The organism is Calothrix sp. NIES-2100 (assembly GCF_963875285.1).
Lineage (GTDB): Bacteria > Cyanobacteriota > Cyanobacteriia > Cyanobacteriales > Nostocaceae > Aulosira.
The window spans coordinates 2,698,126-2,716,144 of record NZ_CAWNLA010000001.1 but is presented as its reverse complement, the minus strand read 5'-3'; the positions used below and the strand labels follow the sequence as shown (position 1 = coordinate 2,716,144).

Below are 18,019 nucleotides of genomic sequence, written 5' to 3'. Positions count from 1 at the left end.
ATTAAATAAAATAATATTTTGTTATCATTTTTTACATTTTGTCAAAGATTTCTTTACTTAAAACTACTGAGTTGATGTAATAATCAAACATGTATCAGCTTCTTTCTCATGATTGCAGTTTTCTATATGGAGTAAGAGATTGCCTTTTAATCCTGAACTGTGCCGCAACGAAAGCGAAGTTGAAAGTAAACTCATCGTTCAATATTTGCTACCACAGCTAGGGTATACTCCTGACACCTGGTATCAAGAAGTTGTCCTTGGTAGCATCCGCTTAGATTTCTTAGCATTTGCAGCGCAAGTGGTTCCCTTTGTTTTAGATGCAAACTCGCCATTGAGTGTCGTCATGGAAGCGAAGCATCCGAAGCACAATTTAAATAATCACGTTTCCAGACTTAGACATTATTTAACAACCTTAAATGTGCGCTATGGATTGTTAACCAATGCTAAGGAAATCAGAATTTATGAAAAAGTTCAATATGAGATTCGGCTAGTTTTTCAGTGTGCTGGTAAAGAAGTAGAAACGAAGCTCAAAGAAATTCAAAATTTAATTGGTAGAGAGAGTCTACAAGAAAGACAGAATATAAATAATTTAGATATTCAAATATCTGAAACTAAATCACGTTCTGAAACCAAGAGGCAAAATGCAATGAAAACGATTGCTGTTTACCATAATAAAGGCGGAGTTGGTAAGACAACAACTGTAGTAAACCTAGCTGCTGCTATTCGTAAAAAGGGTAAAAGAGTATTGTTAATTGATTTTGATAGTCAAGCAAATACTACATTTGCTACAGGTTTAGTCAAATTTGATGATGAAGAATTTGATGATATCAAAGACTCTAATCTTCTTCAAGTTTTGCAATCTGAAGAACTTTATCCTATTTCGGAAGTAGCAAGGAAGTCTAATTTCTGTAATCCCGAAATTGATGTTGTTCCTGCACATATTGATTTGATGAGAAATGAAACAGATTTGAATGCTCTTGATGGTAGCAGACTAATACTTATTGATAAATTAGAGCATGTGCAAGAAAAGTATGATATTGTACTCATTGATACTCCGCCTTCTTTAAATCTTTATGCAAGAATTGCTCTAATCACTGCTGATTATCTTATCATTCCATCAGATCTAAAACCATTTGCTAATCAAGGATTAACTAACGTTAAAGAGTTTATCAAGGGTGTTAATACATTTAGAAAACAAATAAGAAAACCTCCAATAGAAACTTTAGGTGTACTGGCTTGTAAGATATCTACGAATAATCAATTTGTAAAACACACTTTACCTAAAAGGCTAGAAGCTATTCCGAAGCGATATAATCTTCAGGTTATGGACACAGTAATATATGATAGAGATGATTTAGCAAAATGTGCTGAAAAATCTTTGATTGTAGGAGATATTGAGATAGCTGATCCTGTTTCTATTATTGATTTTAAGCCAGATTCAATGGCTGCACAAGAATTTGAGTTACTAGCAATAGAAGTTTTGCAAAAGATAGGTTTAACTGAATGAAATTATCTACATCACTTGTTGCTGTCAAGAAAATTACTTGTAACAAGCCTCGTTCAAATTTTACAGATGATCAAATAGAAAAAGCTGCCAAGTTAATTTTAGAATCTGAAGGAGTTATTAACCCGATTGTAGTTCGCCGAACAAGTCTACAATCTTATGAAGTGGTAGATGGAGACTTTGAGTACTATGCTGCTGCTAGAGCTAGAGAAATAGATCTTCGTAAAGGTGAAATGATTGGAGTATTTATTATTGAGGATGAAAATGAGGAAGCTTTAACAAAGCAGATTGAGTTGTTTAGAAACTCAAATCCTGCTCTTACCAATAATTTATCTTCTAACTCAGATATAATAGAATACCCTTTGATCAATCTCATGCAATCATTATCTAATAACACAGATTCTCGGCTAACAAATATAGAGTCACGTTTGGAAAATCGTACTAATGAATTACAGGAAGAGTTGAAACGAGAAATTAAAAATATTAATGATAAATTAAAAGAAATTGACAATAAAATTCCCAAGCAAATAGAACCATTAGAAGCACTTAATACTTTAAAAATAACGGAGCTTACCGCTAGGCTAAAACGGGTTAATGTCAAACCTAAAGTAATAGAGCAAATATTGAATGAGAGAGAAAAAAATGGCAAGTATTCATCTTTTAGTAATGTTCTTGAACGTATGAAAGGTAAAGGCTTGGGTGACAAAACTATGATAAAGATTATAGACAGTTTTTCGGAAAGTAATATCTGAATTTTATACAATAAAGTTAGTGGCAAGGAAAATGCTTTTGGAAGGCTAACTCTTTAGCGATCGCAGTTTTATCCATTGCTTTAACTCTTGGTACAATATTCGCGATCAATCAATTGAGATCTAATTCAACTTACCAACCTACTCCAACTCTTCCTCAAAGTAAGTAATTTCTCTAAATATTCCGTTTTCTTTGCGCCTTTGCGCCTACCCTGTGGGAACGACTGCGTCGAATGCGTGAGGCTAATTTATACTTTCAATCAGCAACGCCCTAATTTCTCTGACTCATAATAATGCGTTAACCAAGCACCTCATCCTTGACAATCAACAATGTCAAGGTCAAGGTATATATATAACTTTATTAATAGTATTATTACAGAGATATATTTTATGAATATCCTCATGATATCCTGCACGTTTCCCTATCCCCCAACAGGAGGAACGCAAGTCAGGACATTTAATTTACTCAAATATCTCAGTAAACGCCATAGTATCACTTTGGTAACTCAACGCGAAAGCACTGTCACAGATGCAGAAATCGCAGGATTAGAGAACTGTGTGGATCGTCTAGTAATTTTTGAACGTCCCCCAGAACCATCAACAGGAATATTCCAGAAAATTCAACGCTTGGGTTCATTTTTACAACAGGGAACACCTCCGAGTGTACTCAGCCACCACTCTAAGGAAATGCAAGCATGGATTGATAATGTTGTACAGGCGGGAAAATATGATGTGATTACCTGCGAACATAGCGTGAATGAAATTTATGTCCGCCCTGATTACCAAAAACAGCTAAGAACTGTAGTTGATATTCATAGTTCAGTTTACGGTAGCTGTCTTAACCAACTTGCTACTGGTACTTCCGAAAATAGATTGAGAGATCAAATAAATCTGCCACTTTTACGTCGTTATGAGCAAAACTACTGTTCTAAGTTTTCCTCTATTGTGGTAACTACACAAGAAGATAAACTGCAATTACCAACTTTCAACGCTGATAGTAAAATTACTGTCATTCCTAATGGTGTTGATCTAGTTGCATTTTCTTATAGAAACGCCGATCCAGGAGGACATCGCTTAATTTTTATCGGTGCAATGGATATTTTGGCAAATATCGATGCAGTTTCTTTCTTTAGTCAAGAAGTATTGCCAAAAATCCAAGAAAATTATCCTGATACAACTTTTGAGATTGTTGGTGCTAATCCTGTACCAGAGGTTTTAGCACTGACTAAACAACCAGGTGTGATCGTGACTGGGCGTGTACCTGCAATGGTAGAATATTTACATAAATCAACCGTCTGCATTGTACCAATGCGGACGGGTTTTGGAATTAAAAATAAAACACTAGAAGCAATGGCGGCTGGTGTACCAATAGTAGCAAGCGATCGCGGTTTAGAAGGACTAGCGGTAGATGGTGATGGTACACCGCTAACAGCACTGAGAGCAAATTCACCAGCAGAGTATGTTACTGCTATTACTCAACTCTTTGATCATCCACAATTGCGAGCTGAGTTATCTTTTAATGGTAGAGCACTGATAGAAGCAGAATTCACCTGGGATATTGCAGGCCTTCACTATGAACAAGTATGTTGTGGGTAACGATGAAGTATGAATTTTTCCTTTTTCAACCTTCATAATTCACTTACTGTTGCATTGAAGGTACAGAAAAAATCCTGCTGGCTATGGGAATACGTGGATTAGATGTTGTAGCTGTTGTCGTTACAGCCGTACTGGTAGAATTAGGAGAATTTTCAGATATTACATCTGGTTTTTGCTTTGTAGAACTGCTTAACTCACTAGACTTATCAGGCACAGTTTTCTCTGAATTGGTAGATAGCTCTGAAGATATGGGACTAATGTTATTTGATTCTATCGGGGTTTGTGCTTGAGACGGAGTGACAACAAAAGCAGAAATTGTTGTTAAAATTAGAGGTATCAGGTATTGAAAAGATTGATGCATTTGTTTTTTAAATGATGTGAGAAATGTACTATTTGCCAAGCTAAAGCCACTCTTGATAGCAGAGCAAACTTACCAGCAGTTTTGATTCGATGAAAATCCATATGAAGAGCCGAGGATGATTGTCATCCTAACTTTCATTTGGTAGATTTGATGTTTTTTAAGTTGCTGCTTGCCAAACTAAAACATGATGTTAAATACTTCAACATCATTAATAAGTTGGCTGACAAACAATCAATAGTGAGTTGTTAATCTCAGATCAGATTCCAAATAAATCTCTTGTTTTGTCAGTTAACCTGGTGCAACTACAAACAATATACTTGTAAAACCATTATTCCTAAAATAGGAATTTTACTGATTTTTTAATGCGCAAATATTTTGTTATGATTAACTTCTAATTTATAGATTTCGTTAACTAAATAATTAAATATATAAAATTTTGAACATCACTGACGCAACTAGCATATTATTTTCAATTCTTAGGGAGAACTAAAGTCATCAAAATCAGGGCTTTAGCCGAATGGCACTAAGAAAAGTCGCAACACTTGTTGTTTAAGTAGTTTGTAATTGCTTACGTAATTAATGCCCAGGCTTTGTCATCCAGGGGTGAGCTTTTGGGCGTATTGATTAATCTAAAAGCTAATTCATACAGCAAATATAATGTCGTTTCACACAAAATAAGATACAAGGTTGGGTTGAGGGATGTAGACGCGCAGCGGCTTCCCGCAGGGTAACCCAACAACTCAAAGTATTGTAATTGTTGGGTTTCAACTTTGTACCTCTACGAATAAGCAAGCTACAACCCAACCCAAGCATCTGTTTCATTCTTTTCGGGAATTGGTATAACGGACTGTCTCAACTTTGTAAGAGAGGGTAAATGACACGGGAAGCGAAGAAAATTTAGGGTACGTTACCCTGAAGATAACGCACCCTAAGAATGTTAGATAATTAATGTCTGATTAACAAATCATAGGTTTTAATTTTTATTAATTAAAAAATACTTTTTTGTGTTGATATCTAGCACAGTTACTGACAAAGGTATTTTGCAAGTATGAGAGTTTGAATTAGTCTTGAATTCTCTTAGAAAAACTATGAGAAAATACACCCTGTAACTCTATAACGAATTGAATCAACTGCTTATGACAGCATTGTGTAAATTTGTGACAAACTTAGATAAATTCGCTCGAGCTACAAACTTGCGAAATTCGGAGAAATAAGGCCTTCTCTTTGGGTAGATAAATGGTGAGATGCAACTAAGATAATCCACATAAACTACAACAGTTTTGATACTTTGCCAAATTCAATTACTCCACATTAGAGTCCTTGAAAAAGGTAATTAGGCTGTAACCTTTTGTTTAGCTAGCTTTTGGGCTGCTTGTTTCTTCCGCAAAGCTGCTCCCATTCCTAAAGCTGTGATCGAGCCTAAGATGGTTAAAGGTTCTGGTACTTCTTGTGCATCAAGAGTCATTGAGAAAGATCCGTTTTTGCGGAATTGGTTGAGAGTAATAACTCCATCCCCTTTAACTGAGCCATTTTTGACAAAAGTTCCAGTGAATTGTTCAATGACACCTATGGCAGTCTTGTTAATGGATTTTTTAGTAACATCAAATGGGTTGTTTACGTTAAATACCAGCCCATCACTAAATTTCAAGAATGCGTTACTTGCAGTCCCTGAGTAATTGGCTTCTGATCCTGTTGAGGTTGAGGTAAAGCTTTTTAAAGCTAGAGCAATATCAGATATGATGACATTTTGCCCGATGTAACTGGCGAAAGTCCCTGTTGATGAATTTGTAACTTTGGAATCGGTAGGATCAAATTTTATTGTGTCATTAGCTAACGGTGTTTTTTCAGGCCCATTAACAAATGAACCTGCGCCAGAAATATTGAGGATTCCATTTATTGAAGCTGCTTGAGCAGGTGCTAGGCTGCTACCTACAGCGAATGTGCCACAAGTCAAAGCAATTCCAATGCTTATTGTTTTAAAATTCATGATTTTCTCCATTGAGAATTATTGGTTTGGTGTGTTCTGCAAACTTTCCTCCATCTGCAAACATTAAGTTGCTGTAGAGTTGGTAAACATTGATTTCCTTCATTGTATATGCTGTTACTAGCAATTACATGGATAAGTTTACCTAAGTGTTGCAGATACATCTCCATTATTTACGTATTGATGCTGAAATAACATAAAGCTTTTATGAAAACATTACATTTAATTATTAACTTTATTTAAAGTAGTGACAACCTCTATACTACGTAGGGTTTCAGCATCATTTTTGTTTCATTAAAAAATTCTTAACTAATCATTTCATCTGACCACAGTATAAATATCGTCTAATAGGTAGATGACATTTTTAACTTGTTCAATCCTAGTACTGACGTTACACTTTTTTATAGCACAGTTCAAACATCACCATCTTGAATAAATGTACTTAAATCTGTTGCCTATATATCATTATATTTGCTTGATCAATATGTTTCTAATTCCTGAGCGGTTATCCGGAATTTAACAACAAAATTTAATCATTCGCTAAACTACAGCCAACGATGAACGAACAATTAAAAATCAAAAAACAAAATTAAGAATTAGTGATGAAATAAACTCTTGTCCTGTACTAGGCGGAAAACAAATAACTGTGCTTTTGAATGCAAATTAGGGGAACATTAAATAGAGACAGGCGATCGCACAATACATTGATCAGCCTGTCTCTAAATTAATACTTGAGGCATCCCCTGGAAGGATAATTTAAGCAGCACAAAAAATCGGGGCAGATTTTAAATCCACCCCGATTGATTCGGAAATATTCCGCCCAACTGCTGTAGCTATAGGTTTTAAACTAGCAACCAAATTCACCATATCTGACAAAGATAGTGCTTGACGTGCATCGGAAACAGATTTTTCTGGTTCTGGGTGACACTCAATAATTAAGCCATCTGCGCCACAAGCAACAGCAGCCCTAGCCATAGGTGCAACTAATTCTCGTTTACCGACGGCATGGGATGGATCTACAATCACAGGTAGATGAGTAATTTGCTTGAGAGCTGCTACTGCTCCTAAATCCAGGACGTTGCGGGTGTAATTATCAAAGCTGCGGATACCTCTCTCGCAGAGTACCACATGAGGATTGCCGTGGCTCAAAATATATTCAGCTGCCATGACGAATTCTTCAATTGTCGCCGCTAGTCCGCGCTTGAGTAGTATGGGCTTATTCACTTCTCCTAAAGCTTTGAGTAGGTCGAAGTTTTGCATATTACGACTACCAATTTGCAACATATCAGCGTGGGCGGCGACCATGTTAATTTGAGAAATTGACATGACTTCAGTGACAACTGGTATATTATAGCGCGATCGCACTGTTGTCAAAATTTCTAGTCCGTCTTCTCCCATACCTTGGAAAGCGTAAGGTGATGTGCGCGGTTTGTAGACACCGCCACGCAAGGCTTGTACAGGTGCAACAGCTAAATTTTGCGCCACAGTCTCCATTTGCTCTAAACTTTCCACCGTACAGGGGCCACCGATAATCACAATTTCTTCTCCCCCAAAGCTGACTGTTTCTGTGAGTTTGACAATTGTTTGCTGGCTAGGATGGGATTGGGCGGCGAGTTTAGCATTAATCATTGGGAAATTCTCCTTGTTTGAAGTTATGAGGGTGAGGTTGAGAATGAAAAAGCCCGGAATCTCATCTTGAGAGTTCCGGGCGCGTTCTGAATCATCGACATGACGCTATCTACCCGGAACTTGCTCTGGGCCAAAAATAAAAACCGTAAAACCAACTACCGAAATAGATCATGACGATGAAATGCTCCTAAAAAACAAAAACCGCAGAGTTTGCTCTGCGGTTCACCTGGCGGTTTCCATTAGGAAACTGAATTCACCGCCGGTGAACCGCCTTATACCAAAAATAAAAGTAAGATTTGCTGTGGAACATTGTTAGGGTACGCAACTAGATAATTTTCATGTAAACCTTATATATAGTTCACCATAACAGACGCACTTGGTCGCGTCAATACCTCCACATCTGCCAAAAAAGGGTTAACTTGACATTACAACTATATTTGGGTCATGGGTGACTGGAGTTGATGAACTGTCAAAAATCTGACAATACACTATTCTCGTCAAATTCCGCACAGACCCAATCACCTTATTAATGCCACTAAGTATTATGATGCCAAGCTCCAAAATTTTAGCTACATCTTTCGATTATCACGGAGTTTATCCTTGCCCGGTTTGTCGTGTTGGTAAGATTACTCATATGCCATTAATGGAAGCTATGGCTTGTGACTTCTGCCAAGAGATTTTTACCGTTAATGTAGAACAACAGCAAATCAAAATGCCTTCCCGCCAACCTCCCCTAATTTGGCGTTGGAATGGTTTTAGCTGGACAGAAGCGCAGTTAGAAGGTGTGGAACTTGGTTGGGGCTATGGTTTAGCCGCCATTGCTTTTATACTTTTACCCACAACTTTGATTGGTATTGTCGCTTACAATTTTCCGCCAACTCCACATCAATTTATTACCTGGTTACCATATCTCTGGACTATATTAACTTTTTTGTTACATTTAGCAATTATTCTTTGGATTGTTATTGAAGTTTATCAAATTCCAGTTACAGCATATTTACGAGCGCTAAATCGCTGGAGAAGTGGACAGATGGAGAGATAGGGAGATAACTGTGTTAAGGGTGATCGCTGATTTTACTCTCCGGTGGCGATCGCCCTTTAACTTTTACTCATCCCTATCATTTAATAGTCAGCTTATAAAATAGGTTTTTACTGGTGCGATCGCACTCTGCGTTAACATACTCATGGCTAGCTCAAAATACTCACTGCCATGTAAAATTTGTTTGAGAGAAATTTTGGCTACCTAAGCCTAAGTTCAGTAGAGTACATCAAACCTTTAGCTTTTTTTAATAAAATTATGGTGCAAATTTCTTCATCCCATTCTGATGTTGAAGCTCAAGCTACTAAAGCTGCTGCTGGCTTTCATACAGATACAGTTGCATCAGAAACGGTATCGGATTTTGAGTTTCTCTTTACCAGAGCAATTGAATTTCGCCAAGAAACAATTTACTTCATCATTGTAGACCGTTTTCATGATGGAGATCCCAGCAATAATCCCGGCGCTCATCCTGAACTTTACGATCCCACTAAGCAAAAGTGGGGTAAATATTGGGGTGGGGATTTACAAGGAATTATTGACAAACTAGATTATCTCAAAAATCTTGGAGTTACAGCCATCTGGATTTCTCCTTTATTTGAACAAGTAGAAGCATTACAATTTGAGAATGCGGCGATGCATGGCTACTGGACAAAAGATTTTAAACGGATTAATCCCCGATTTTTAGCGCCCCATGAAGAAAATTCTTTATTTAAAAGTAGCACATTAGATAAATTAATTTCTGGCTTACATGAGCGCGGCATGAAGCTGATTTTAGATATTGTGTGTAATCACAGCAGCCCTGATGTTAACGGGGAAAAAGGTAAACTTTACGAAGATGGCGTGTTAATTGCCGATTATTACAATGATATCAATCATTGGTATCACCATAATCCCGAAATCACGGATTGGGAAGATGAATATCAATTACTCTATTATGAAATGGCAGGATTAGCGACTTTTAATGAAAGTAATCCTGATTACCGCAATTATATTAAAACCGCAATTAAGCAATGGTTAGATAAAGGAGTCGATGCTTTACGAGTTGATACAGTAAAGCACATGCCTATTTGGTTTTGGCAAGAATTTAATAGCGATATTCAAACTCATAAACCTTCTGTATTCATCTTTGGCGAATGGGGTTTTAGCAATCCCAAAAAAAGCAGTTCAATCAAATTTGCCAATGAATCGGGAATGTCAATTTTAGACTTTGGTTTGTGTGAGGGAATTCGCCAAGCTATAGCCCAAAATGCAGCGGGAGGATTTCATTTAATTCAAGATGTTTTCAATCTGGATTATCTTTACAATACGGCGACAGAATTGATTACCTTTATTGATAATCATGATATGCCGCGATTTCAAAGCTTAAATTCCGATCCGCAACTGCTGCGATTGGCGATGGCTTTGATTATCACTAGTCGGGGAATTCCTTGTATTTATTATGGGACAGAGCAATATCTCCATAATGATACTAATGGTGGCAATGATCCTTATAATCGTCCGATCATGGAGAAATGGGACACAGATTCCCAGCTTTATCAAGATATCCAATTATTATCGAAATTGCGGCGCTTAAATCCTGCGGTTTCCCTGGGAAGTCAGAAACAAAAATATATTACACCTGATGTCTATTGTTATCTCCGCAGTTATCGAGATTATCGCTGTTTTGTGGCGATCAATAAAGGAGATGCAATTACTATTAATGTGGAAAATACCGAATTAGAAGATGGAGAATATAACTGTATAGTAACACAGCGCCAAATCGAAGTTAAAAATGGCAAAATTTTAGGATTAAAGCTAGCACCCAAAGAAATAATTGTACTGAGTTATTTGGGTGAGCGAGTCAAAGGAACAACTATTGTGCGGGCACAGGTAAATGGGTTGAGGACTCAACCTGGTGATACAGTTGTGGTAATAGGTGATTGTCCAGAATTGGGCAATTGGGATATTAGCAAAGCTTACGCTTTAGAATATATCAATGAAAATACTTGGTTTGGGGAAATACCATTTAATGAAAGCGCGGGGAAAGCAATATCCTATAAATATGCTCTCTGGCGGCAAAATCAACCAGCCCTGCGGGAAAATCTCGTTAGCCGTCGCTGGATTTTAGCGGATAAAGGTACGGTGAAATGGCGGGATATTTGGGCGAGTTAAATAGGTACTAAATAGTTTGCCAGTACCTATTTAATAGGTACTGTACCTATTTCTTGCGCATTCAGTCCACTGTTTGGCTGGGGGCTCTGCTCCTTTAGCTTTGTCTACTACTGAAGCTACATCTTCTTCGGTCAAATCACCAAATACTTTAATGTTAACAAGTGATAGTCAAATTTTGCGTTGTTGTTTTAGCGACACCACCTGCTTGATTAAAAAGTGAGATTATACCAATTCAAATAATGTTTGCGACACATCAATATATTCTAGAGGGCACGGCACTGCCGTGCCCCTACCATCTGTCGCATTCTTTTTTCAAATTGGTATTACCTTGGGGCAAAAGTAGCAAGCGTGACACGAGCCGCCATGCGACTGCTGAAACCCATGTTCCAAGAGAGTTTCAGAAAAATTTTTTGACTTTTACCCTAAAATTGAGATTTTGACTAACTTGGTAAACATTAAAGGCTGTACCATTTAAACCCTACTGAATTTTACAGCCTGAAAACCTTATGGCTACGTTACCAAATGCAGTACCAAATAGCTTAAGCTTCAATTGGCACAGTCAAAACAAGCTTTTTTAGCGATTTTCGGGTCAGAGAGCAATTTTATTTCTGCAATCCTTTTGTAGCAAGGCTTTCAGAGTTTACGTGGCGGCTCATGTCACGCTCGCCACTTTTACCCCAACTTCTCCTGCTCCAACAAGTGAGGAGATAGAATCACGGTTGATTGAGCTATTAACTCCAGGGACATTTGCCAATCTCAAAGATGTTAAAGATAAAGAACGTAGCTTGCGCGATCGCGTACTGACTCTACCCGTGATGGCAGCAATAGTATTGAGTCTAGTGTATAGACAAGTACAGCATTTAACAGATGTGCTACGCTGCCTGGAAGTGGAAGGGTTGATGTGGGTTGAGGCAATGCAGGTGAGTCGGCAAGCACTATCTCAACGCCTAGAGACTTTACCAGCTCAGTTGTTTATCAAGCTGTTTGAACAAGTAATAGAGCGTCTGGCAGCCAAGAATAAGCAGATGGAAGTGCCACCAATGTGGACATCAGTAGCATCATCGTTCGCTGCTGTATGGATTGCGGATGCATCAACCCTAGAAGCAGTCAAAAAACATTTGGGACAACTGCAACAAAAAACAGGCTCAGTCTTGGGGGGGAAGATGCTAATGGTAGTTGAAGCATTTACTCATCGCCCAGTGGCAGCATTTTTTGATGCCGATGCCAAACGTAATGAAACAAAGTGGTGGTCAGAAATAACAGCGCGTTTACCCATCGGGGGAATACTGATCACAGATATGGGCTTCTATGGATTTGAGTGGTTTGATACCCTGACCGAGCAAGGAAAATATGTTTTAACTAGACAAAAAGCGAAAATACGCTATCGGCTAGTGCGTGTACTTTCAAATGGTTCTCACTACAAAGACGAAATTATTCAAATGGGACTTCACCATACTGATCCTTGTCGCTACCCGATGCGACAAGTGTCAGTACTCTGGGGCAAAACTTGGTACCATTACTTGACCAATGTTCTTGACCCGCAACAGCTTTCACCACAGTCGGTTTGTGAGTTGTATCGCCGTCGTTGGAAAATCGAAGATGCATTTTTACTGACAAAACGGTTGTTAGGTTTATCTTATCTCTGGGTTGGCGGCACTAATGGTGTGCAGATGCAAGTTTATGCTACTTGGATTTTCTATGCTGTTCTCAATGATTTGTGCGCTGATGTTGCGTAGACGCGAAGCGGCTTGCCTTTGGCATCGCTCTACAGCAGCCAATAGATCGAATTTCTGTGGAAATGGTGTTCCGCAGTTTGTATTTTTTCCATCGTGCGCGATCGCACAATTCACAACTACAACTGATTCCTTGGCTAGTAGAGCATCAACGTTCTATGGGCTTGGTTAAAGCTGTTCGTCAACGACACCGACGCAACGCCGCCAGGTCGCTTGACATCTGGGCTGAAGCTTTAACTTGACACCAATGCCATCGACCCCACCCCTAAATCTAAAAAAAGAGTTCTTGCAATCAAGTTTGATCGCTATTACTTCTCACCCTTTAAATTGCCATTTATGCAAGAAGTTCGGGGAATCCCCTAAGTTAAGCTACTTCCCCTAAGTTGCTTTACCTGATGCTCAGGAAGTTTCAGCTTTTGAATAACACTACTGGCTTGAGGGATTTTCCCCCAAATATCTTCAAGACTATCAGAACTTACGCCATCAGTACTCATAACCACTACTTAATTGCGTAACTTCTGAGGTTTTTGAGGAAATTTAGCAGTAAATGCGATCAACCTTTTAGATTTAGTCAAGTTCGCCGCATTTGCAACACTTTGATTTCAACAAATCACGAAGCTCAGTGCCCCCTGCTTCAGCAGCGTGGGTAATAGCAGCTTGCGTTAAGAGTCCGGCGGCTTGCCAGCTTGGTGCTGCTCGCGCTGAGCGTCTCTATGACCTTTGCCGACACGCCCTAAGTTTAACTTTAGACAAATTATAGTTGTTTAGCAATTTTGAGCTTGAGGTATTTAAACAATGAGTAATATTAATGGAACACCAAATGCCGATACCCTTGTAGGAACTACTATTACCGACTTTGATCGCAATCAAGGCGATAAAATCCAAATTTGGTCTACATCTAGAGGTGGTATTAGCATTACCTACGGGACTAATTCAACTTATATTTATCAAGATTTTGATTTAATTGGTTACATTGAAAATACTTCTGATTTTTCTTCGAGGGATTTTCTAGTTGTTTAAGATAAATCAACTAATCCAACATCTAACAAAGCGAGTGATTTAATAATCCCTCAATCGCTCCAGCTAAAGGTCAGTCAACATTTAAGTTCTTTAGTTTTATCGAACTCACGTTAATTTAAAGGCGCGATCGCCGCGCCTTTGTTTTGTACTCTTCATTCGCTGAATTCTGCTGTTAAAAGGCTCCAATTCTGCCAAAAATGACATAGATTGTTTTGGCAATTAACAATAAGTCATACAATGGATGCCAGTTATTTTGGTACTGTAAATCTAAGTCAACTATTTGTTCAAAATTTGTCACTTGAGAACGTCCGTTAACTTGCCATTCCCCGGTTAAACCGGGTTTAACATTTAAACGCCGCCAATGTTTTTCTGTATAGTGCATAACTTCATCGCCTGTAGGTGGACGGGTTCCCACTAAGCTCATATCATTGAGCAAAACATTCCAAAATTGGGGTAGTTCATCTAAGCTGGTGCGTCTTAAAAAGCGACCTACTTTAGTAATTCTAAAATCATTTTTGTTTTTAAATATTAGTCCATTGGCTTCATTATTAACTAAAGATTTTAATTGCTCGGCATCACTAACCATTGAGCGGAATTTATACAGACGAAATGGCCGTCCTTGTAGCCCATAGCGTTCTTGAGCGAAGAAAATTGGCCCAGGGCTATCAATTTTAATGGCGATCGCGATCGGCACAAACACGATCGCTAAAATCAATAGTCCCACCAAACTCCCAAAAATGTCTAACAGACGTTTAAATTTAGACTGCACTGAGGGATGAGGTGTAAATTCTAATTCCCAAGATGTAAATGAGATATTGGGAAAAATTCCTTGTAATTGTGTGTACTGCATTGTCTGTCCTCAATTAACAAAGGTATATTTACTTATTTTTCGCGAATTTTTAGGAAATTCACGGCTGTTAAGTAGAGAAAACTCAGTATATATGGGGATACAGTTCTTTCTCTTCTAATTCCAGGTTTTCTATGTACCTCATACCTCACCCTGATAAATGATATTGATATCTGCGTTTAGTCGGAACTAGCTATTTTACAAGCCTCAATCCGCGAAAACAGCGTCACGCACAATTCCCACCAAGCAGCAGTGGCGATCGCACTGTGCCATTCCCAAACACCTAAGACTTTGACATGCCAAACTTGTTCCAAAAAACCGACATAAGGTAGATGTCCCATAGGAGCATCGCCTGTCCAGATCAGATTGTCATAATCAATCCAAGAGTCTCTCAGGCGCCAACCAACCCGATTGGCAAAATCTATGCAGGTTTCAAAAGCAGCAACTTTGGCACTACCAATCATTAAAGCCAACATCGGATCGGTAGCCGAATTATGTTTAATATTCTCCCAGATATGGTGCTGGACGCTAAAACCGCAGCGCCCATGACTATAACTTACCCAAAGTTTGTCAATAGTATAAAGGTCTGTACAAGGAAAATTTTTGATGGTGTTGATATCCAGGTAAGGCTGTTGTTCTCTTCCCCCTACCTTCAGCATGAGAGTTGTAGTTTCCCTATCTGCTTCTAGCCATCTTTGGGCTTGGAGTAAATCCCGCAGATGAGTGTAATCTATGCCGGCTTCCGAACTCAAATCATCTGGCTGTTCATTGACACTCTCACCAGAATATAAAGTTTTGCCTAGTAAAACTTCAATGATCCCTTGAGATCCAGACAACCAAAAATATAATTGAATGTCTGTTTGTGCCAATTCCACTTGTAATTGTGTAATCCAAGCTGCGGCGGTGAATCCACTTGGCTGGATTCCTTGATTGAGGGTTTTTAATAGGGTAGTAGCAAATCTTTCACTTTCATGGGGTGGTACAGCAGCAGCAATTAAACACTGTCCTGTTTCTAATCCTAGTTGCAGTTCTTCTAGCCAATCGCCCAGTGATATGCCTACTCCCTGTTCTAGAGGACAATCTAAAATGATAATTTGTTGCGATCGGCATCGGCGTAGCTGTTTTTTCAACCATGAGCGATGAATTGTCATCTCATCAGACAGTACTAATATAGCTTCGCCTTGTTCTGTCTCTTGAATTTGCCCTCGCAAATATAACAATACTGTTGCAGCTGCTTCTGTTGTAGTAGAGGTAGTGGTTGATTCGGCTTCATATTCCGACAGTAAGCATTTTTGGATGGCTTTACGCACATCTGACTGGGAATTTTTACGGCCCACAGTCCAATAATTGACTTCAAAACTCCCAGCGCTACTGAGTATTTTACTCAAAGCTAGGGAAGTTTTACTCTTGGGGAGTCCTTCGACAATTAATGCTTGTCGCGGATGTAGTGAAGATGCGGTGGTTGTGGATTTGAGTCCCAAAATTACTTCTCCTACTCCTTCGACAATGCGCTTCGGGGTTTGTGAGGGATATTCGGGATGTATGGATTTGTCCCCACGTCCTTTTTTGAGTTGATTAATGACTCGTAACTGCTGATTAGCTTTATCTATATATGTGAGTGTTTGGTGATAGACATAGCGGTAAAGTCCATCGGCTTCGATCACACCTTGGGAGTCGGCGGCTTCTCCTTTTAGCCCACGGATGAGGTAGTATGTAAAGACTCCATGTCCTAATTGGGGAAATTCCCAAGATTGCTGGGAGCGATCGCAGGATAATAAAGCATAAAATCCTTTTCTGTTGGCGGCTCGTTGTCGCAGAACTTCCACTAACTCTGGTGTGGGGTTAAGTTGGGGATCTGGTTCGCCTCTAGCACCCCACAGCGTCATCCCCCCACTATGACAAGCATCTAGTACTAATAGTTGCTGCTGGGCTGAACAATTTTCTAACAGTTGCAAAACTTCCTGCAACTTTAAGCCTGTATCTATTAATTTTGATTTTTGAGTATCTTGCAGACACAGCACTACCTGCTGACTCAATGGATCTAGCATCCCATGCCCAGAAAAATAAAATAGAACGGTGTCAATGGGTTTAGTCGCCGCCGCAATTTGTCTGAGACTGGTACGAACATTTTCTAACTTTGGCTGCTGGGAGGCGAAATCGTGATAAATCATCACCTCTTTTTGGGGAAATGCTTGTGTAGCGGCGTTTAATGCTTCTCCTAATCCCTGACAGTCTAATGCTGAGTAATTCAAACTAGGTATTTGTTCATCCTCATATTGGTTCACGCCCACCAATAGCAGCCACAGTTTTGCTACACCCGTTTCTAGGGCTTTAGTTGAGCGGCTTGTACGAACTCCTACTGGACACATTAGGGGTTAGGGGTTAGAGATTTTCCGGTGATTGACTAGCTTGAAAATTGTATCTCATTAAATATACGTAGTTGCTGTGGAGTTAGTTCCCAGAATATTCCCAATTTGCCAAAATACTTGGGAGGAAGGCTGCAATCATTGGTGAAAAATTAGATCCCCGACTTCTTTGAGGATACAGCTGGCGAATCAGAGGTAAGACACCTCGCTGATCCCGAAATCCCGCCTTCACCATAGAATGGTGCGGCTAATCAAACAAAGCCCACCTTCGTGGGCTAAATTTTCTTAGCCCACGAAGGTGGGCTTTGTAGCGTTAGCCCCAGGCTTCAAGCCTGCGGGCGGTATGTCGCGTAAGCGAGAAAAGTATTTGTATGAGCATTGAGGGGTCAAACCTACCATTCGCCAGCAATATCCTTAAAGAAGTCGTGGATCTAGAAGGAGCGATTTTTCCCAAAATTATTAACCAACAGAAATAAGCTGAGCAATTCTCAGCTTACTAATTATGAAAAATGAATTTTCAACTACAATTTTGATGACTTGGGATATTTTTACGAATTTCTACCTAGTAAGGATTCAAATTCGGCTTTTAAAGCTGTGAAATCTGCCACTCTGGCTACTATTAAGTTGTCTCTACCGGCATCTGTTAACCGTCTTTTCCAATAGTTAATACTTTCTGAGTTATTTAACCAAAAATTAATTACAGTTTCTACGACTTGATCCATGTTCCAGCACCAATTTGCGGGAATTGTTTCGACAGATTCTAAGAACGCATCTAAGGTACAAATATGGTTTCCCAAGTATTCCACACCTTGATGCTGTGGTTGTTTTTGGTTCTGCTGTTGGTGATTAAAAAATTGTAAAACTGGAGAGACTCCTACAAAGTCAAAAGTATATTTCATTCCAGTCCTCCCGATGGTTAATCAATTATATGTAACTTTGATTTTAATAGCAATAATTATCTCTCAATTTTTCTCGATTGCCATCCCTAAAAAGTAGAATTTACGCTTATACCATAAGTATTAAACTTTGGCTGAAAATTA

13 protein-coding genes and 1 pseudogene are annotated in these 18,019 nt (G+C 38.9%); 7 read left to right on the top strand and 7 right to left on the bottom strand.

Going from position 1 to position 18,019, the window contains the following annotated elements:
- Positions 1–139 precede the first annotated feature (139 nt).
- The 3 genes from AACU32_RS11675 to AACU32_RS11665 all read left to right on the top strand — a co-directional run bounded on the left by AACU32_RS11675 (position 140) and on the right by AACU32_RS11665 (position 3,849).
- Positions 140–1,507 carry an AAA family ATPase gene (locus AACU32_RS11675; protein ID WP_096599713.1) on the top strand — a complete coding sequence of 456 codons (1,368 nt, stop codon included), beginning with the start codon at positions 140–142 and terminating at the stop codon, positions 1,505–1,507.
- Positions 1,504–2,256 carry a ParB N-terminal domain-containing protein gene (locus AACU32_RS11670; protein WP_096599712.1) on the top strand — a complete coding sequence of 251 codons (753 nt, stop codon included), beginning with the start codon at positions 1,504–1,506 and terminating at the stop codon, positions 2,254–2,256. Before AACU32_RS11675 ends, AACU32_RS11670 begins: the two co-directional genes overlap by 4 nt.
- A 387-nt stretch (positions 2,257–2,643) precedes the next feature.
- The gene (locus tag AACU32_RS11665) at positions 2,644–3,849 is read left to right on the top strand and encodes a glycosyltransferase family 4 protein (protein WP_096599711.1); all 1,206 of its coding nucleotides are present in this window, start codon (positions 2,644–2,646) and stop codon (positions 3,847–3,849) included.
- A 43-nt stretch (positions 3,850–3,892) separates the two neighbouring features.
- Here AACU32_RS11665 and AACU32_RS11660 read toward each other — a convergent pair whose 3' ends face one another.
- The 3 genes from AACU32_RS11660 to aroF form a co-directional block, all read right to left on the bottom strand.
- Positions 3,893–4,210, bottom strand: coding sequence for a hypothetical protein (locus AACU32_RS11660; protein ID WP_339377793.1), 318 nt, complete (start codon positions 4,208–4,210; stop codon positions 3,893–3,895).
- 1,333 nt (positions 4,211–5,543) lie between these two features.
- On the bottom strand, positions 5,544–6,197 hold the full coding sequence (locus AACU32_RS11655) for a PEP-CTERM sorting domain-containing protein (RefSeq protein WP_339377792.1): 654 nt from the start codon (positions 6,195–6,197) through the stop codon (positions 5,544–5,546).
- 753 nt (positions 6,198–6,950) lie between these two features.
- On the bottom strand, positions 6,951–7,823 hold the full coding sequence (aroF, locus tag AACU32_RS11650) for a 3-deoxy-7-phosphoheptulonate synthase (protein WP_096599708.1): 873 nt from the start codon (positions 7,821–7,823) through the stop codon (positions 6,951–6,953).
- 547 nt (positions 7,824–8,370) lie between these two features.
- Here aroF and AACU32_RS11645 point away from each other — a divergent pair.
- From AACU32_RS11645 to AACU32_RS11635, 3 genes and pseudogenes are all read left to right on the top strand, one after another.
- Positions 8,371–8,865, top strand: a complete 495-nt coding sequence (locus tag AACU32_RS11645; protein WP_096607961.1) for a hypothetical protein — start codon at positions 8,371–8,373, stop codon at positions 8,863–8,865.
- 255 nt (positions 8,866–9,120) lie between these two features.
- On the top strand, positions 9,121–11,013 hold the full coding sequence (locus AACU32_RS11640; RefSeq protein ID WP_096607960.1) for an alpha-amylase family glycosyl hydrolase: 1,893 nt from the start codon (positions 9,121–9,123) through the stop codon (positions 11,011–11,013).
- 644 nt (positions 11,014–11,657) lie between these two features.
- Positions 11,658–12,988, top strand: a pseudogene (locus AACU32_RS11635) (IS4 family transposase).
- A 117-nt stretch (positions 12,989–13,105) separates the two neighbouring features.
- On the opposite strand, the gene AACU32_RS11625 reads toward AACU32_RS11635, so the two are convergent.
- Positions 13,106–13,240: a hypothetical protein gene (locus AACU32_RS11625; protein WP_339377789.1), complete on the bottom strand. Its 135-nt coding sequence runs from the start codon at positions 13,238–13,240 to the stop codon at positions 13,106–13,108.
- Positions 13,241–13,541: 301 nt separating this feature from the next.
- Here AACU32_RS11625 and AACU32_RS11620 point away from each other — a divergent pair, with 301 nt between their 5' ends.
- The gene (locus tag AACU32_RS11620; RefSeq protein ID WP_096599707.1) at positions 13,542–13,766 is read left to right on the top strand and encodes a hypothetical protein; all 225 of its coding nucleotides are present in this window, start codon (positions 13,542–13,544) and stop codon (positions 13,764–13,766) included.
- A gap of 172 nt (positions 13,767–13,938) precedes the next feature.
- Here AACU32_RS11620 and AACU32_RS11615 read toward each other — a convergent pair whose 3' ends face one another.
- The 3 genes from AACU32_RS11615 to AACU32_RS11605 all read right to left on the bottom strand — a co-directional run bounded on the left by AACU32_RS11615 (position 13,939) and on the right by AACU32_RS11605 (position 17,878).
- Positions 13,939–14,616: a sugar transferase gene (locus AACU32_RS11615; protein WP_096599706.1), complete on the bottom strand. Its 678-nt coding sequence runs from the start codon at positions 14,614–14,616 to the stop codon at positions 13,939–13,941.
- Positions 14,617–14,792: 176 nt separating this feature from the next.
- Entirely contained in the window at positions 14,793–16,982 is a 2,190-nt protein-coding gene (locus tag AACU32_RS11610) for a GUN4 domain-containing protein (protein ID WP_339377788.1), read from the bottom strand.
- 545 nt (positions 16,983–17,527) lie between these two features.
- The gene (locus AACU32_RS11605; RefSeq protein ID WP_096599705.1) at positions 17,528–17,878 is read right to left on the bottom strand and encodes a hypothetical protein; all 351 of its coding nucleotides are present in this window, start codon (positions 17,876–17,878) and stop codon (positions 17,528–17,530) included.
- Between the last annotated feature and the right edge of the window lie 141 nt (positions 17,879–18,019).

Bases quoted from the DNA above. Each gene is read 5' to 3' on its own strand.
- AACU32_RS11670 (WP_096599712.1), top strand. From the start codon at position 1,504: ATGAAATTATCTACATCACTTGTTGCTGTCAAGAAAATTACTTGTAAC.
- AACU32_RS11665 (WP_096599711.1), top strand. From the start codon at position 2,644: ATGAATATCCTCATGATATCCTGCACGTTTCCCTATCCCCCAACAGGA.
- AACU32_RS11660 (WP_339377793.1), bottom strand. From the start codon at position 4,210: ATGCATCAATCTTTTCAATACCTGATACCTCTAATTTTAACAACAATT.
- AACU32_RS11655 (WP_339377792.1), bottom strand. From the start codon at position 6,197: ATGAATTTTAAAACAATAAGCATTGGAATTGCTTTGACTTGTGGCACA.
- aroF (WP_096599708.1), bottom strand. From the start codon at position 7,823: ATGATTAATGCTAAACTCGCCGCCCAATCCCATCCTAGCCAGCAAACA.
- AACU32_RS11645 (WP_096607961.1), top strand. From the start codon at position 8,371: ATGCCAAGCTCCAAAATTTTAGCTACATCTTTCGATTATCACGGAGTT.
- AACU32_RS11640 (WP_096607960.1), top strand. From the start codon at position 9,121: ATGGTGCAAATTTCTTCATCCCATTCTGATGTTGAAGCTCAAGCTACT.
- AACU32_RS11625 (WP_339377789.1), bottom strand. From the start codon at position 13,240: ATGAGTACTGATGGCGTAAGTTCTGATAGTCTTGAAGATATTTGGGGG.
- AACU32_RS11620 (WP_096599707.1), top strand. From the start codon at position 13,542: ATGAGTAATATTAATGGAACACCAAATGCCGATACCCTTGTAGGAACT.
- AACU32_RS11615 (WP_096599706.1), bottom strand. From the start codon at position 14,616: ATGCAGTACACACAATTACAAGGAATTTTTCCCAATATCTCATTTACA.
- AACU32_RS11610 (WP_339377788.1), bottom strand. From the start codon at position 16,982: ATGTGTCCAGTAGGAGTTCGTACAAGCCGCTCAACTAAAGCCCTAGAA.
- AACU32_RS11605 (WP_096599705.1), bottom strand. From the start codon at position 17,878: ATGAAATATACTTTTGACTTTGTAGGAGTCTCTCCAGTTTTACAATTT.